Annotated in this window: 7 protein-coding genes, 1 tRNA gene and 2 rRNA genes; all 10 read right to left on the bottom strand. The window is 52.7% G+C overall.

Features of this window, described 5'->3' with window-relative positions; genetic code table 11:
* Nucleotides 1–241: 241 nt before the first annotated feature.
* A tRNA-Ser gene (locus tag D3P08_RS17740) sits at nt 242–330 on the bottom strand.
* Between the two features lie 133 nt (nt 331–463).
* On the bottom strand, nt 464–1,744 hold the full coding sequence (serS, locus tag D3P08_RS17735; RefSeq protein ID WP_119601059.1) for a serine--tRNA ligase: 1,281 nt from the start codon (nt 1,742–1,744) through the stop codon (nt 464–466).
* Nucleotides 1,745–1,810: 66 nt separating this feature from the next.
* Nucleotides 1,811–2,395: a pyridoxal 5'-phosphate synthase glutaminase subunit PdxT gene (gene pdxT, locus D3P08_RS17730; protein WP_119601058.1), complete on the bottom strand. Its 585-nt coding sequence runs from the start codon at nt 2,393–2,395 to the stop codon at nt 1,811–1,813.
* A 68-nt stretch (nt 2,396–2,463) separates the two neighbouring features.
* The gene (pdxS, locus tag D3P08_RS17725) at nt 2,464–3,345 is read right to left on the bottom strand and encodes a pyridoxal 5'-phosphate synthase lyase subunit PdxS (RefSeq protein WP_119601057.1); all 882 of its coding nucleotides are present in this window, start codon (nt 3,343–3,345) and stop codon (nt 2,464–2,466) included.
* Nucleotides 3,346–3,473: 128 nt separating this feature from the next.
* On the bottom strand, nt 3,474–4,772 hold the full coding sequence (locus D3P08_RS17720; RefSeq protein ID WP_240647628.1) for a D-alanyl-D-alanine carboxypeptidase family protein: 1,299 nt from the start codon (nt 4,770–4,772) through the stop codon (nt 3,474–3,476).
* 198 nt (nt 4,773–4,970) lie between these two features.
* The gene (gene guaB / locus D3P08_RS17715) at nt 4,971–6,428 is read right to left on the bottom strand and encodes an IMP dehydrogenase (protein WP_119601055.1); all 1,458 of its coding nucleotides are present in this window, start codon (nt 6,426–6,428) and stop codon (nt 4,971–4,973) included.
* Between the two features lie 142 nt (nt 6,429–6,570).
* The gene (locus D3P08_RS17710; RefSeq protein WP_119601054.1) at nt 6,571–7,758 is read right to left on the bottom strand and encodes a GNAT family N-acetyltransferase; all 1,188 of its coding nucleotides are present in this window, start codon (nt 7,756–7,758) and stop codon (nt 6,571–6,573) included.
* Between the two features lie 90 nt (nt 7,759–7,848).
* Nucleotides 7,849–15,771, bottom strand: a complete 7,923-nt coding sequence (locus D3P08_RS17705) for an Ig-like domain-containing protein (protein ID WP_162848520.1) — start codon at nt 15,769–15,771, stop codon at nt 7,849–7,851.
* A 796-nt stretch (nt 15,772–16,567) separates the two neighbouring features.
* Nucleotides 16,568–16,684 (bottom strand): 5S ribosomal RNA (gene rrf / locus D3P08_RS17700).
* A 63-nt stretch (nt 16,685–16,747) separates the two neighbouring features.
* Nucleotides 16,748–16,972: ribosomal RNA gene (locus D3P08_RS17695) — 23S ribosomal RNA — on the bottom strand; the annotation flags it as partial.

Below are 16,972 nucleotides of genomic sequence, written 5' to 3'. Positions count from 1 at the left end.
CCAGATACAAAAAACCGATTCCTTTTCAGGAATCGGGTCGGTTTTTGTGTCTGGCGGAGAGGGTGGGATTCGCTCCGTCGCCCGCGACAGTGCCGGTTGGCACAGTCACGGTAATCCGCGACTATCACGCCGGGGCCTACGAACATGCCTTTTGGCATATTCGCTTAACGGCCCGTTCTCATCCCACTCTGCCAGATACAAAAAACCGATTCCTTTTCAGGAATCGGGTCGGTTTTGTGTCTGGCGGAGAGGGTGGGATTCGAACCCACGTGAGCTTGCGCTCTAACGGTTTTCAAGACCGCCCCGTTATGACCGCTTCGGTACCTCTCCACATATAAGGTTGTGACGTGACAGAACTCATTGTACCACAGGTCAAATTTGAGAAGCAAGCTCTTCTTGATCTGTCGCGGCACACAATTGTTGGGTGCTGAACCGAATTACGGCTCAGCACCGCAGCTTTGTATTAAGGAGCCGAAATGACTTCCACTCCGCCCATGTAAGGACGCAGCACTTCAGGAATGACGACGGAGCCGTCCGCCTGCTGGAAGTTTTCCAGAATCGCGGCGACCGTACGGCCAACCGCAAGTCCCGAACCATTCAGCGTATGCACGAATTCCGGCTTGCTCTTCGGTTCTCTGCGGAAGCGAATGCCTGCGCGGCGCGCTTGGAAGTCCTCGAAGTTCGAGCAGGAGGAAATCTCGCGATACGTATTCGCGCTTGGAATCCATACTTCCAGATCGTAGGTCTTCGCGGACGAGAAGCCCATATCGCCTGTGCAGAGTGTCAGCACCCGGTAAGGCAATCCAAGCAGCTGGAGCACCTTCTCCGCATCGGCGGTCAGCTTCTCCAGCTCATCGTACGAATCTTCCGGCTTCACCAGCTTCACGAGCTCAACCTTGTTGAACTGATGCTGGCGGATCAAGCCGCGCGTATCGCGGCCGGCCGAGCCCGCTTCGGAACGGAAGCAAGCGCTGTACGCCACAAAATACTTCGGAAGCATCTCCGCATCCAAAATCTCTTCCCGATGAATATTGGTAACCGGCACCTCCGCCGTCGGAATCAAATAATAATCCGTATCCTTCAGCTTGAACAGATCCTCCTCGAACTTCGGAAGCTGTCCTGTGCCGACCAAGCTGTCGCGATTGACGATATATGGCGGCAGAATCTCCTCGTAGCCGTGCTTATCGCTGTGCAGATCCATCATGAAGCTGATCAGCGCGCGCTCCAGCCTTGCGCCAAGTCCGCGGTAGAACGTAAAGCGCGAGCCCGTTACCTTCGCCGCGCGCTCAAAATCGAGGATGCCCAGCTCAGCCGCAATGTCGTAATGCGCCTTCGGCTCGAAGCCGAACGAAGGCACGTCGCCTACGCGGCGCATCTCGACGTTCTCTTCCTCCGACGCGCCCACCGGAACGCTCTCGTGGGGAATGTTCGGAATGCTCAGCGTCAGCTCTTCCGCTTGAACGTCCATCTCGCGAAGCTCGTCGTCCAGCGCTTTGATGCGGTCGCCAACCTCGCGCATCTCCACGATCAACGCTTCGGCGTCGCCGCCCGATTTTTTCAGCTTCGCAACCTCTTGGGATACCGTATTGCGGCGGTTCTTCAGCTGCTCGGTCTCCTGAATTACCTCACGGCGCTTCTGGTCCAGAGCAGGGAAGCCGGCAACAAGCTCAAGCGACGCGCCGCGGTTCTTAAGCGCTTGCTCTACTTTGTCAAACTCCGTACGTAACAATTTCACATCTAACACGATTCACTGAAGCTCCTCTCTCGAGAGCGTATTATGTATAACCATTGTCGGCAGCAACCGAGGCGATTATGCCTTGGCTGCCGCCGCTTCCTTCACCATGTCCAAGAAATAAGCATGCAGACGGTAATCGTCCGTCAGCTCCGGATGGTACGATGCCGCGAGCAGCGTGCCCTGTCTGGCCGTCACGATCTCATCCTTGTACGTGGACAGAACCTCTACGTCTTCACCGACAGACTTGATCAGCGGCGCGCGAATGAATACCGCGCGGATCGGCTCATCAATTCCCTTCACATCCAGATCCGTCTCAAAGCTTTCCCGCTGGCGGCCGAACGCGTTGCGCGCTACGGTCATGTCCATGAGCCGCAAATGCGCTTCATCCTGGCCTTCAATCCGGTCAGCCAATACGATAAGTCCCGCGCATGTGCCGAAGAGCGGCTTGCCCTGCGCCGAGAACTCGCGGATCGCTTCCATAAATCCGTATTTGCGCATCAGCTTGCCGATGGTCGTGCTTTCGCCTCCCGGAATAACCAAGCCGTTCAGCTCGTCCAGCTGCTCTACCCGTTTCACGGCGACAGCTTCCGCGCCGGCCGCTTCCAGGCTTCTAATATGCTCCGCTACAGCGCCTTGCAGCGCCAGTACGCCTATCTTCATGGCTTTACACCTCGCTATCCTTTAAAAGCCGGCCTCCCCCGAAGGATTGGCCGGCTTGTCTGTTTCTATTAGATTCCGCGGTCCTGCATACGCTCAGCCGCGTGCAGCTTCGAAATCTCGATGCCTTTCATCGGTGTGCCCAGGTTCTTCGACACTTCCGCGATCAGCTTATAATCCGTGTAGTGAGTCGTCGCTTCCACGATCGCGCGGGCGAATTTCTCCGGATTATCGGATTTGAAAATACCGGAGCCCACGAATACGCCGTCCGCGCCCAGATGCATCATCAGCGCCGCGTCGGAAGGTGTCGCCACGCCGCCTGCAGCGAAGTTTACGACAGGCAGCTTGCCTGTCTCATGTACGCCGAGCAGCAGGTCGTAAGGAACGCCCAGCACTTTCGCTTCATTATAAAGCTCGTCCTTCGACAAGCCTTGAATTTTGCGAATTTGACCGTTGATCAAACGAAGGTGGCGAACAGCCTCTACGATATTACCCGTTCCAGGCTCGCCTTTCGTGCGAAGCATCGCTGCGCCTTCTTGAATACGGCGAAGCGCTTCACCCAGGTCCTTCGCGCCGCACACGAACGGCACGGTGAATTCATTCTTGCTGATGTGGAAAATCTCGTCAGCCGGCGTCAATACTTCGCTCTCGTCGATGTAGTCTACGCCCATGGACTCAAGCACTTTCGCCTCCACATAATGACCGATACGCGCTTTGGCCATGACAGGAATGGAAACAACCTTCATAACCTCTTCCACGATCGTTGGGTCAGCCATACGGGCAACGCCGCCGGCCGCACGAATATCGGAAGGCACGCGCTCAAGCGCCATTACCGCTGTCGCACCAGCCGCTTCTGCTATCTTCGCTTGCTCGGCGTTCATAACGTCCATGATGACGCCGCCTTTTTGCATTTCTGCCATACCGCGTTTTACGCGCGAAGTACCTGTCTCCATCTTTTTCGTTCCTCCTATTATTCATCCCTTAGAATGGTAATTATACCGCAGATGAGTTGCTCTAACCATTGATTTTACAGGAACTAAGGGTAATCGACAAGCCTAAATTCCCTGCTAAATGCTCGGAATTAGAACAAATCCATAATGCTGTTCCACAGATTCGAGAAGAAATCGCCGATCGCGCGGAAGAACAAGCTGAACCAGCCCGCTTTCTCCGCCTCTTCCGTCGTGACGAGGTTGACGGTATAGTCCAGATCTTTGCCTGTTGCGTCGTCCTTATACGTGTACGTGACCGTGCCAACCTTCGTGCCGGCCGCGATAGGCGCCACCAGCTCGCTCTCCGGGAGCAGCTCGTAGCCTTTCATTTCAATCTTCGGCTCGACGCCTTTCTTCACCATAAACGTAATGTCTTTGTCCGTGACGACCGGAACCGTCTTTTTCTTGCCCTTCTTAATCTTGACCGTTTCCAATGTTTCTACCACCGATTTTGGCGGCAGAACCGTCTTTTTCTCAAACGTTGCGAACGCGTAATCATACAGCTTCGCCGTTTCATAGAAACGCGCGTCTTTGTTCTTCGTATCCATGACGACGGAAATGTAGCGAATGTCGCCGCGCTTCACCGTACCTGTGAAGTTATAGCCCGCCGCGTTAATGAAGCCGGTCTTCATGCCGTCAACGCCTTCGTACGCCAAATGCTGCAGGAACTGATTGTTTTTGTTCGCGCCAAGCATATAGTTGAAGTTAATCATCGGCGCGGCGTCACGCTCGCGGAACTTATATTCTTGAAGGCTGGAGATCTCCAGGAATTCCGGATGCTCAAGCAAAATATGACGGGACAGCACAACGACGTCTCTAGCAGACATAACCGTCGTATCTTCAAACCCCGTTACACTTGTAAAATGCGCCGAAGTCAGGCCAAGCTCCTGCGCCGTTGCGTTCATTTTCTCCAAGAATGCGTCGATGCTTCCCGCTACTCTGATCGCGAGCGCCTTCGTCGCGTCATTCGCGGAACCTACCGCCATTGCTATATAAAGATCACGGACCGAATGCTGGTCGCCGGCCGCCAGATAGATTTGCGATTCCGACGGATCGGTATCAGCCGCTACCGGATCGACCGTTACGATTTCCTCCCAGGTCAGACGTCCGTTCTTAATTTCCTTCAATACGAGATACTCTGTCATCAGCTTCGTCATACTTGCAATCGGAAGCGCTTGATCCGGATTGACCTCGAACAGCACCTGTCCCGAATCCGCTTCGATGAGGATGGCGGATTTGACTTCCAAGCCTAGCGAGTTCTCCGTACTGGGTCTATTATCGAACCCAACAGCCAGCGCGCTTGTAGCGCCCAGCGACAACACAGCAAGCCACAACGCCAAGCTAGCAGCAATCACCGACAACCATCGAACCGGTCTTCCTATTACTTTCACTATCGTTTCCCCTTTTCCCTTAGTTTGTCCATTCCTCATTGTATCATAGTAGAATACCGCAATTAAACCTCTTTCCCCGCCTTATAAAATGAGAGTTCCTTCATCCCTTGCCAGTTATCCGCCATAAAAAAGAAAGGCCGAAACCTCCCGCTGGTCGGGCTTGTCTCGGCCTTATCTATCCGTTCTATTCGCGTCAGATTAAAGAGAGTAGTTCGGCGCTTCTTTCGTAATTTGAACGTCATGCGGATGGCTCTCGCGAAGACCCGATCCCGTAATCCGAACAAATTGCGTATCGTTGCGAAGCTCATCCAGCGTCGCCGTTCCGCAGTAGCCCATACCGGAGCGGAGTCCGCCAAGCAGCTGATGAACCGTATCGGCGAGAGGCCCTTTGTAAGGAACGCGTCCTTCGATGCCTTCCGGAACAAGCTTGCTCTCGTTCTCCTGGAAATAACGGTCCTTGCTGCCTTCCTTCATCGCGCCAATGGATCCCATACCGCGGTATACCTTGAAGCTGCGTCCTTGGAAAATTTCCGTCTCGCCCGGGCTTTCCGCCGTGCCCGCGAACAAGCTGCCGATCATAATCGCGCTTGCGCCGGAAGCGATCGCTTTCGTAATGTCGCCGGAATACTTGATGCCGCCGTCCGCAATAATAGGCACATTGTATTCTCTAGCTACCGTCGCGCAATCGTAGATCGCCGTAATTTGCGGTACGCCAATGCCGGCAATAACGCGAGTCGTACAGATGGAGCCAGGTCCGATACCGACTTTGATAACCGATGCGCCGGCTTCGATCAGATCTCTTGTCGCTTCTCCCGTCGCCACGTTGCCTGCGATAATCGTAAGATCCGGATAAGCTGCGCGCAGCTTTCGAACCGCTTCGATAATGTTGATGTGATGGCCGTGAGCCGAGTCGACAACCAGCACGTCGATGCCTGCGTTCACGAGCGCTTCCGCGCGGTCCATCGTGTCTTTGGAGATACCGACAGCTGCGCCGCACAGCAGTCTGCCATGCGCATCCTTCGCCGCGTTCGGGAACTGAATGGCTTTCTCGATATCCTTGATCGTAATAAGGCCCTTCAGCGTATTCTCCTCATCGACAAGCGGCAGCTTCTCGATCTTATGCTGCTGCAGCAAAACTTCCGCTTCTTGAAGCGTTGTTCCCACCGGCGCCGTCACCAGATTCTCGCGGGTCATCACTTCATTGATTTTGATCGAATAATCGTGCACGAAACGAAGGTCGCGGTTGGTCAGAATACCGACCAGCTTCTTGTCCTCATCCACAATCGGCACGCCGGAGATCCGGTATTTGCCCATCAGCTCTTCTGCGTCGTACACATGATGATTAGGCGTCAGCGAGAATGGATTCGTAATAACGCCGCTCTCCGAACGCTTCACACGATCCACTTCTTCCGCTTGCTGCGCGATCGTCATGTTCTTATGAATGATGCCGATCCCGCCTTCCCGAGCAATCGCAATGGCCAAAGCGGATTCCGTTACGGTATCCATCCCTGCGCTAATGAGCGGAATGTTCAGCTTGATGCTGGCGCTTAACCGGGTTGAAATATTGACTTCTCTTGGCAGCACTTCTGATTTGCGCGGAACGAGCAGAACGTCGTCGAACGTTAGCCCTTCTTTAGCGAATTTCGTTTCCCACACGAGTATGTTCCTCCCTTTTTTTCATTGCCTCTGACGTATATTATTGCAATATTAGCAGAGGGGGTAGGGGCTGTCAAGGCGAGAAGAATGCCGTAACGGCGCGGTTTTTTCCATTTTTAATTGTGCAGAATTTTGGCAATCTTCAGAAAAAGTCCGGCAAGTATGTCATACGTTCGGGTATACGATTTTGTAAGCGATTTATTGCTTCCATGTCGCCCCCGATACGGTTCAAAAACGATAAATCCGACGCATTTCGGTAAGATAGCAGCATGGAAGTCAATGTGCCGATTCCCATTTTTACCGTCTCTTCAACTGGACGTTCACCGGTCAGCCGCTTCGCTTCCGCTTGGCCCGATTCGCCAATGAGGAGTTCGAAGCATCCGTTGTTCCAAGGCGCATGCTCATCCGTAATGTCCAAGCAAACCCGGTCTGCGGAGCCGGAAGCCAGGAACGGATACGCGCCCAGGAATGCTTCCACATCCACGATGCGCGCCATGAAGTAAGGGACGATCTCCTGTTTGATACGCGGATCCGCGATCATGTCGGTCAACCGATCATTCATCGGCACAGTCATCGTCACCTTCTCGATCATCGAATCGTGCTGCCCGATGAACGACCAGATCGCTTCGTAGGCCTCGCTCGTCAAATAGACGAATTCATGTACGGTTAACTGCTGCTCCTTCACTTCATAGATCAAATATCCTTGAGCCTCTCCTTGCGAATCCCGGTATACGGCGATCTGGCCGGGCTTCCGCATGGGGATGCGGTGCTTCCACCACAGCTCGGACCGGCGAAGCGTGCCATTAAATTTGGATGCGTATGTCTCATATAATGCCTGTAAGCTGTTATAATCATACAACCGCTCGAATCGGCCTTTATAAGGTTTCCTCACGGGCAGCTGCCGAGTCTGAATTGTATACGTCTTATGTTCGGTATACGTCTCCCATCCATACTTCCGGTAGAAGGCGAATGCGAACGGACTGAGAAACGATACGGTTTGCCCTCTTTCGCGCATGCGTTCCAGAAGATGGACAAGCATCTTGGCGACATAGCCCTGTCTCCGATGCTCCGGCCAAGTCGAGACGGCCGCGACTCCCCCCATGGCAAACACTTTACCCCCTATGTATGTAGAAAGCTCCAATACGGCGGCTTGCGCGGCAAGCTGTCCATCCACGAACACGCCCCAGCGCTCCGAAGGCTCCTCTTCGATTCTGACCCGAATCTCCTCCAGCTGCTGCTCCGTCCTTGTATATTGAAAGGCGAATTGCGCAAGCTTCATGCTTTCCTGAAAATGCTCGTCACCAAGCCTGCCGATACGAACGTTACTCATCGAACGCACCCCCGCTATTGTTATCATTCTGACTCCATTATAATGGAAAAGCCGTCTTCCGGCATGAACCGAAAGACGGCTTTTCTTATTTTAGTCTACTTTGTCTTCAAGCTCGCGGACGAACGTTTCCGTTCCGTCCGCATTCCATGTCGCCTCGTGCGATACCGTCGCTTCAAGCGCATGTCCGAATCCCCATGACGATTCAGGAACGTCAGGGAACTTCGCGTCCACGCCGACAAGAGGTCCGCGGAACAGCATGCTGTTAATCATCGCGACCGCTTCCAGACGTGTAATTTTGTTGCCTGGCTTAAAGGTGCCGTCCGGGTAACCGCTGATGAGGCCGCCGCGCAATAATGCTTCGATTGCATCCTCAGACCAGCGTCCCTCGACATCAGAGAATTTGCCGTCAATGGAATGCGATACCGTCATGCCGATAAAACGCGCCATAACGGCAGCCAGCTCCTCGCGCTTCACCGGATCCTCAGGACGGAAGCTGCCCGTCGGATCGCCTTCGAAGATCCCGTTCTTCGATGCGATATAAATATAACGATGAGCCCAATGGTCCTTCGCCACATCGGTATACGGAATGCTTCCGTCTTCGCCGCCGCCTAACAGGCGAGCGACGATAGCCGCGAGCTCAGCGCGCGTCAGATTGCGTCCCGGCTTGAACTCTCCATCCGGATAACCCAGGATGTAGCGGATATGCTGTACCGCGCCGAACCGGTTCGATACGAGCTTCATCTTGACGGAAGCCGCTGCGTTCCGAATGCCCGCCGTCTTCTGCTCCGTGCTGATCTCCGCCGTTACTGTCACCATTTCTTCGGATTGCTTCAGCTGCGGCGATTTGACCATAACCGTAAATGTGCCTTTCTCAAGCGCGTCAACATCATGAACAGTCCATGAAATCTTATTGCCCTCGACCTTGCCGCCATCGGCGTCCACAACCGTGAAGCCTTCCGGCAGGGTCATTGTAACCGTTCCTTCCTTCAGCTTGCCGTCGCCAATGTTTTGATAAGTCACCGTTATTGGCATTTCCGTCTCTTCTGCCGCTTTGCTTTGCTCAATCGCAATGTTCACAACGAGCTCCGGCAGTTCTTCGCTGGTCTCAACAGGCGGCGGCGTAACTGGCGGCGCTGTCGGAATGACCGGTATCTTGTCCATATGCACGTTATGGCGCACAATGTCCCAATCAACCCGAATATGTCCGCTGTTATAGCTGAAGTAGCCCGGCGCCGTTACGTACAAATAGTAGTCCGTATTCGGATAGACCATGTAAGCGTACTTGCCGTCCGCCCCTGTCACCTGCGATGGCGACTGGTTATCGAATGGCAGGAAACCGCTGATTGCCGGCAAATAAACCTTTTGGTCCGTTGCCGGATTCAGCACGCTGACCGGCAGCAGGTTGCCGTTGATGTCCTTCGGATAATAGTACAGCGTGACCGTTGCGCCAGGAATGGCTTGGAGCGTACTGCTGTCCAATACATCGCCGTAAGGGTCGACGAGCTCTTCCAAAATATTCAGCTCGCCGTCTTCATCCAGCTTAATCGTCGGGTAAGCGTAAACCTGCTGCCCGCTGCCGTCAAGAACAGGATTGCCGTCCGCGTCGAACTGCGGCTTCTGATTAAACGCGATTTCGACGACATCGCCGTAATTCGGATTGTCTGGATCCGTGATTTCGATTGTATAGCGGATCTCTAACTGATATTCGGTTCCTTTGTCGAGGCCCGGAATATTAAATACGCCGTTATCGTCAAGCGCGAACCAGTTCTGCCCGTTGTCCGGATTCGTTACATACGTGTTATCCGGCTTCTTCAGGTAGACGCGGAATTGCTGCAGCTCTTCCTCCGTGAACAGCTGGGATTTGCTGCTGTCCGCCGCGTCTTTGATGCCGACGATGCCTGTTGCCGTCTTAGTCGACGGATAGTCCTGCTCATCTCCGCCTGAACCGGTCACTTCATCGACCCATACCTTTTGCTTGAAAGGAATGATAATGGGTTCATCCGAACCGTTGCGGCCAATCTCGATCGGCTTATAAATCTCCAAATCATAGCTCACATCGCCGCGAGGTACCGCAATCGTGTACTTGCCGTCGCTGTCCGAAGTCGTCTCCGCCGAGAAATCGATGATGCCATCGCCGTCAAAGTCTTTGGTCAGCTTAACCAAAGCGCCCGGCACGACCGTGTACTCTCCATTAATCGTGCTCGTCACGATGCCGGACACGCTGGCCGGCTCGAACGTAATGAAAATTTGCTCCCAATCGTAGAGATGATGCTCCGTGTCGTCGACCGTTGCTTTTACGGGAACCTTCTGCGAAATAATCCCTTCGATCAAGCTGGAACGATATTGAACCTTCGCTTGGCCTTTGCTGTCGGTCACCACAGTCGTATCGCCGAGGAAGGTGCCGACCGGATTCGAATCCGTCCCTGCCGAGAACTCAACCTCGATGCCGGCCATCGGTTTGCCGTCCTTGTCCGTTACAACGGCAGTCAACCAAGTCGTTGTCTTTCCGTCTCCCACGATAGAGGATGGGTCAGCTTTCAATTCAATACGGAAGTTGACGAGCGCAAAATCTTCCCTGACCGACGATGCATGCGGGTCGCTCGGTAGCGTATCGATATTGCGTTCCTTCGTGCTGTATCCCGGCTTTTTAACCGCAATCAAGTATTCGTTCGTCGGGATATTATCGAATCTATAGTTCCCTTCAGCGTCCGTTGTTGCTTCGTAGTTCTCATACTTGTACGTGCCGGTCGGATCGTAGAGCTGAATGGCAACGCCGGCAAGCGGTTCGCCTTCGTCATCCACTATGGTGCCAACCAAATCAATACTCGAGACCACGTAGAACGAATTGTCACTCAGCAAGCTGCTTGGCTCGGTCTGAATGCTGTCCGCTCCGTTAAACGCTTCGTAGGTTACAGAATAACTGCCTGTAATCGCATTATCTGCGAGCCGGTAAGTCGTGTGCGACCACAGTTTGTAACTGTTTTTCTCGTCGCTTACCGTTTTCGAAGCGGTCATCGTTACAACATCCGTTTTGGTATGCTCGACACCGCTTGCGTCCTTCACTTTGTAGGTAACCGTCGCCACGACCTTCGTCGCTTCCGCCACGCTCACTGCCGAAAGCTTAAGCGGCGATCCCGGCCTCAGCACAACAAGCGGAGTCAGCTCTCCACGTTGGCGCTGGCCTACCCATCCATCAAGCGGCTTCTTAACGGTCACTGTTACCGTTACCGTCGCGCTCGTAAGTCCATCTTCGTCCGTTACCGTGTAGCTGAACGTATCCGCTCCGGTGAAGTCCTTAGCCGGTGTGTACGTGATCTTCCACGGCTCATTCTCGTCTTGCGTCAACGTTCCGCCCTGCTCCGTTGTATTGGAGCTCAGGCTGTACACCAAATCTTGTTCAGAGGTATGGTCGTCCGTACCGCCAAGCGTAATGACGGTATCCGTGTTTTCATTCGTTACCGTACCCGTTACCGGTTCCGCGGTTGGTTTTCCGTTGACCGTAATTGTGACCGTTGCGGCTGTGCTTGTCTGCGACGCGTTGTCCGTCACCGTGTACGTGAACGTATCCGTTCCGCTGAAGCCAGCCTTCGGTGTGTACACGACCTTCGCCGGATTCTCCGGATCTGGAGTCAGCGTTCCGCCTTCTGTCGTTGCAGCCGGCACATTGTAGACAAGGTCTCCCGCCAACGTCAGATCGTCGGAGCCCTCCAGCGTAATCGTTATCGATCCGCCTGCGTTAACTTTCCCTTGCTTCGGCTGCGCTGTCGGCGCGCCATCGACTTGAACCGTGATGGTCGCCTCTGTTTTTAAACCATGCGCATCCGTTACTTCATACGTAAAGGTATCTGTGCCGCTAAATCCGTTAGCCGGCGTATATACCCATTTATTTTTGTCCGTCTGATCTTGAACAAGCGTTCCGTGGCTAGTTGTTGCAGGAACGTTATAGCTCAGATCGTTGACTGCCGTCAGATCGTCAGCGACGTCCAGCGTAATTGTCACGGCTTGACCCGGCTTTGTAATTACCGAATCGTCTTCCGCTGTCGGCGGCGCATTGACGGTTACCGTTACCGTTACCGTCGCGCTCGTTAATCCGTCCTCGTCCGTTACCGTGTAGCTGAACGTATCCGTTCCGGTGAAGTCCTCAGCCGGAGTGTACGTGATCTTCCACGGCTCGTTCTCGTCTTGCGTCAACGTTCCGCCCTGCTCCGTCGTGGTGGAGCTCAGGCTGTACACCAAATCTTGTTCAGCGGTATGGTCGTCCGTACCGCCAAGCGTAATGACGGTATCCGTGTTTTCATTCGTTACCGTACCCGTCACTGGTTCCGCAGCCGGTTTTCCGTTAACCGTAATCGTGACCGTTGCGGCTGTGCTTGTCTGCGACGCGTTGTCCGTCACCGTGTACGTGAACGTATCCGTTCCGCTGAAGCCAGCTTTCGGTGTGTACGTGACCTTCGCCGGATTCGCCGGATCTTGGGTCAGCGTCCCGCCTTCTGTCGTTGTTGCAGGCACATTGTAGACAAGGTCTCCCGCCGCCGTCAGATCGTCGGAGCCCTCCAGCGTAATCGTGACCGATCCGCCTGCGTTGACTTTCCCTTGTTTCGGCTGCGCTGTCGGCGCGCCATCGACTTGAACCGTGATGGTCGCCTCTGCTTTCAAACCATGCGCATCCGTTACTTCATACATAAAGGTATCTGTGCCGCTAAATCCGTTAGCCGGCGTATATACCCATTTATTTTTGTCCGTCTGATCTTGAACAAGCGTTCCGTGGCCAGTTGTTGCAGGAACGTTATAGCTCAGATCGTTGACTGCCGTCAGATCGTCAGCGACGTCCAGCGTAATCGTCACGGCTTGACCTGGCTTCGTAATTACCGAATCGTCTTCCACCGTCGGAGGCGCATTGACGGTTACCGTTACCGTTACCGTCGCGCTCGTTAATCCGTCCTCGTCCGTTACCGTGTAGCTGAACGTATCCGTTCCGGTGAAGTCCTTAGCCGGAGTGTACGTGATCTTCCACGGCTCATTCTCGTCTTGCGTCAAAGTTCCGCCCTGCTCCGTCGTGGTGGAGCTTAGGCTGTACACCAAATCTTGTTCAGCAGTATGGTCGTCCGTACCGCCAAGCGTAATGACGGTATCCGTGTTTTCATTCGTTACCGTACCCGTTACTGGTTCCGCAGCCGGTTTTCCGTTCACCGTAATCGTAACCGTTGCGGCTGTGCTTGTCTGCGACGCGTTGTCTATCACCGTGTACGTGAACGTATCCGTTCCGCTGAAGCCAGCTTTCGGTGTGTACGTGACCTTCGCCGGATTCGCCGGATCTTGGGTCAGCGTTCCGCCTTCTGTCGTCGCAGCCGGCACATTGTAGACAAGGTCTCCCGCCGACGTCAGATCGTCGGAGCCCTCAAGCGTAATCGTGACCGATCCGCCTGCGTTGACTTTCCCTTGTTTCGGCTGCACTGTCGGCGCGCCATCGACTTGAACCGTGATGGTCGCCTCTGTTTTTAAACCATGCGCATCCGTTACTTCATACGTAAAGGTATCTGTGCCGCTAAATCCGTTAGCCGGCGTATATACCCATTTATTTTTGTCCGTCTGATCTTGAATAAGCGTTCCGTGGCTAGTTGTTGCAGGAACGTTATAGCTCAGATCGTTGACTGCCGTCAGATCGTCAGCGACGTCCAGCGTAATCGTCACGGATTGACCCGGCTTCGTCGTCACCACATCGTCTTCCGCCGTCGGAGGCCTATTCACGATAAAAGTGACTCTTGCTTCAACGTCTTGTTCGTTGCCTGTTGTTCCATATTGCGTGATAGCAACGAGCGTTACCTCACCTGAATCTAATGCCGGCTTGTCATCAGGCCATGGCATTTCCCAATTGCCGTCACCCGTTGAAGTAACGCTATCTATGAGAGTAAGCTCTCCATCCTCGTCTACCAGATAGACCGAGACTGTTTTCGATACGCCACTGTCCGTTACTTGACCCTTTATCGTTGGCTTCACATTCGTGATGACCTTACCTTCAGGCGCGGTTACGAGATCTACTTGCGAAATCCTAATAATCAGAACATAACTGAAGTCGATCTCTTCATCTACATTACTTCCTATCGTAACTACCTTCTCAGATCCCCAAGGCTGCGTTGTCGCTTTTCCTTTCAATCCATCATGCTGAGACGGATCAATGGAAACGGTTGCCTCGCCAAGATAGACCGGCACCGAATAGCTGCCGTTCGCGTCGGTAACTGCTGAATATTGGATTACACCCGCCGCATCTTCTAGCTCAACGCTAATATCAACGCGAATGCCGCTCAGCGCCTTTTCGCTCGCGTCCTTCACTCCGTTACTGTTCGAATCTTCATAGACATTGCCGCTTACCGTACTATTGGTTACATAAAAAGTAAGCTCCGCGGTATCTCCGGGAAAATACGTCCATGTATCGATTGCTTTATTATTTCCGTATCCCGCAGTGTCTCCTAAAAATTTATGAGCGCCGTTTACACTGTTTACGCCTTTACTTTTATTTTCTGGCGTGTGGTTAGCTGCGGGCAGGGACAGCATCGTACCGTCCTGCAGATAATATGGGCTGCTGTCTTCATAGTAAACGGTTGTTGGGGAAATAGGATTTCCGTCGCCATCTAGCCCCTTGAACTCCATATCGGCGGGTTTATTAAGCATCTCGATAATGATGCCGTTTGGCGCTCTCTCCACGTCGAGCATTGGGAAGTGATATTCCCCGCCTTTGGTCAGGAGTTTAGCAGCGTATTTTCCTGCCGGAACAATCGTATTGTTGCGGTTTTTACCGTTCCATTTGAAGACCGTCTTTCCGGATGCCGCGCTATCCTCTATGACAGTATCCGTACTTGGATCAAAACCAGGCGTTCCGTCCGTATCCAAAATAATTTGGTACGAACCGCTTCGTGACAATTCAAAAGAAAACTCTCCTCCGCTTCCAACCGTTGCTACTGGAGAATTGCTGGTCGAATTGCCCATATAACCATTGAAGCTAAACGTTGATTTATCGCTAATCTCATCCTTAGCAATCACTGGAGGTATGTCAGGGGTTGTCTTGATGTACCCCGAACCACCCGTTTCCCTAAAAGTTCCCAAGTCATCGGCGGGCTCGTTGAAAAACACCCGATGAGTCACTTGTTTATCCGTATCCGGACTAAATGGATTCTGCACGATGATTTTGCTTCCCGTTTTACCCACATCATCGAGTGAAACGGAGTGGTACAGCGTCTTAGGCACTGACCCTGAAATATCAATAAAACCGCTGTTATTCGAGAAGAAAACAAATCCAAACGGGTCCATGCCGTTCATATTGGACTTATATAAGTAACCGTCCTTGGTGAGAACATAGACGGAAGAAAAAGCGCCGCTTCCATTCTTCAGCTCAACACCAATATTCAGAGCAAGAGAATACGTATACATCCTGCCTGGAATTTCCGGACTCATTCTATTAGGATCAATGACCGTTACGTCCCAAGCCGCGACACCCCCGGAAGTTTTTTGATCCCAAGCTGTCCCAATGAGATTAGCTCCCGGGTTACTGCTGCTCGTATCTCCATTACCCCGGAACTCTACAATCCACTCGCCTGTCTGATCAACATCAACCTCAATAGGCTTGTAACCGCCCGAGTTATAAGTTGTGCCGTTAATCGTATATGTAGGCCCTTTTGTCTCTTGGCTATATGAGGAAATATAACCTTCACCGGTACTCTTTACATCCAGATTGAGAGAAGTCCCATCAGGTTTCCTTACTACAATATCGCCCAAAGGCGTAGCAGAGTTGGAAGTGAAGTTAGTCGTTACGCTCGATCCGAGCAGCAGCTTCTCCCCTTCCTTCACAAGCACCCGTAAATGCGTCTGTCTTTTCACACCGGACAGATTGAAGCTATCGTTCAACCACTCCAAATATGGACGGTAGGCTTTCGAACTATTCGATGGGTCAACCTCTACTAAGTCTCTACTCCCCTCCGCATGTATGGACTGCTGCTGAAAAATCAATGATGCAAGCATGAAGGCAAACACCAATAGTAAAACATATTGCAATCGCCTGATTACCATTTCAAAGCTCCTTTTCCCTTACTTTAATATGATGATTTCAAAATGATAGGACTATCTGACTACTATACTACCAATCAAAACTATACAATTTCTAAACCACACTCCGCTTTTAACCGTATTTAACCAAATATCATAGGCACAATAGTCCTTCAATACCACTAGATAGGAGCAATTGATAGATTTTTGTTGCTTCAGAGCTAGTGAGATATCGAATGAAGGCACAAAAGGAGACTACGGTCGGTAGGTGATATAGAAAAACAAAAAAACTGCCACAGAAATCTGTGACAGGTCATTCGTGCTTGGCGACGTCCATTCCGCACTGGGATGAATACTCTTCGCAGAGTTACATCAACGGTCGGCGTCTGAACCTTCCTCTTCAGGCCGGGTCATGTATCATCGAATTGCTTCGATCACAAGGTTCAGACACTCTCCCCGTTGGGAGAGAAACGTCGCCATGCATGAAAACAAAAAACCTGCCACAGATAACTGTGACAGGTCATTCGTGCTTGGCGACGTCCATTCCGCACTGGGATGAATACTCTTCGCAGAGTGTGCATCAACGGTCGGCGTCTGAGCCTTCCTCTTCAGGCCGGGTCATGCATCATCGAATTGCTGCGAACGGAAGGTTCAGACACTCTCCCTGTTGGGAGAGAAACGTCGCCAGACCATTTCGGATAGCGGAAGCATCATCCGAAATGGTCTACACACAACAAAAAACCTACCGTATCGACTACGGTAGGTTATCTGTGCTTGGCGACGTCCTACTCTCCCAGGACCCTGCGGTCCAAGTACCATCGGCGCTGGAGGGCTTAACGGTCGTGTTCGGTATGGGAACGCGTGGTTCCCCTCCGCCATCGCCACCAAACGGATCAAGGTTTGTACCTTGAAAACTGGATACGAAAGTTTAGCTGTAGTGATCCTTTATTTATAGGATAAGCCCTCGACCGATTAGTATTCGTCAGCTCCACACATTGCTGTGCTTCCACCCCGAACCTATCAACCTCGTCGTCTTCAAGGGGTCTTACTAATTGGGAAATCTCATCTTGAGGGGGGCTTCACGCTTAGATGCTTTCAGCGCTTATCCCGTCCGTACTTGGCTACCCAGCGGTGCTCCTGGCGGAACAACTGGTACACCAGCGGTACGTCCATCCCG

It is taken from the genome of Paenibacillus nanensis (assembly GCF_003583765.1).
Lineage (GTDB): Bacteria > Bacillota > Bacilli > Paenibacillales > Paenibacillaceae > Pristimantibacillus > Pristimantibacillus nanensis.
This window is presented reverse-complemented; position numbering and strand designations above follow the sequence as displayed.

What these genes read in the sequence shown, in the direction of transcription:
- D3P08_RS17705 (WP_162848520.1), bottom strand. Translation starts at nt 15,771, where the DNA reads ATGCTTGCATCATTGATTTTTCAGCAGCAGTCCATACATGCGGAGGGG.
- pdxT (WP_119601058.1), bottom strand. Translation starts at nt 2,395, where the DNA reads ATGAAGATAGGCGTACTGGCGCTGCAAGGCGCTGTAGCGGAGCATATT.
- pdxS (WP_119601057.1), bottom strand. Translation starts at nt 3,345, where the DNA reads ATGGAGACAGGTACTTCGCGCGTAAAACGCGGTATGGCAGAAATGCAA.
- D3P08_RS17710 (WP_119601054.1), bottom strand. Translation starts at nt 7,758, where the DNA reads ATGAGTAACGTTCGTATCGGCAGGCTTGGTGACGAGCATTTTCAGGAA.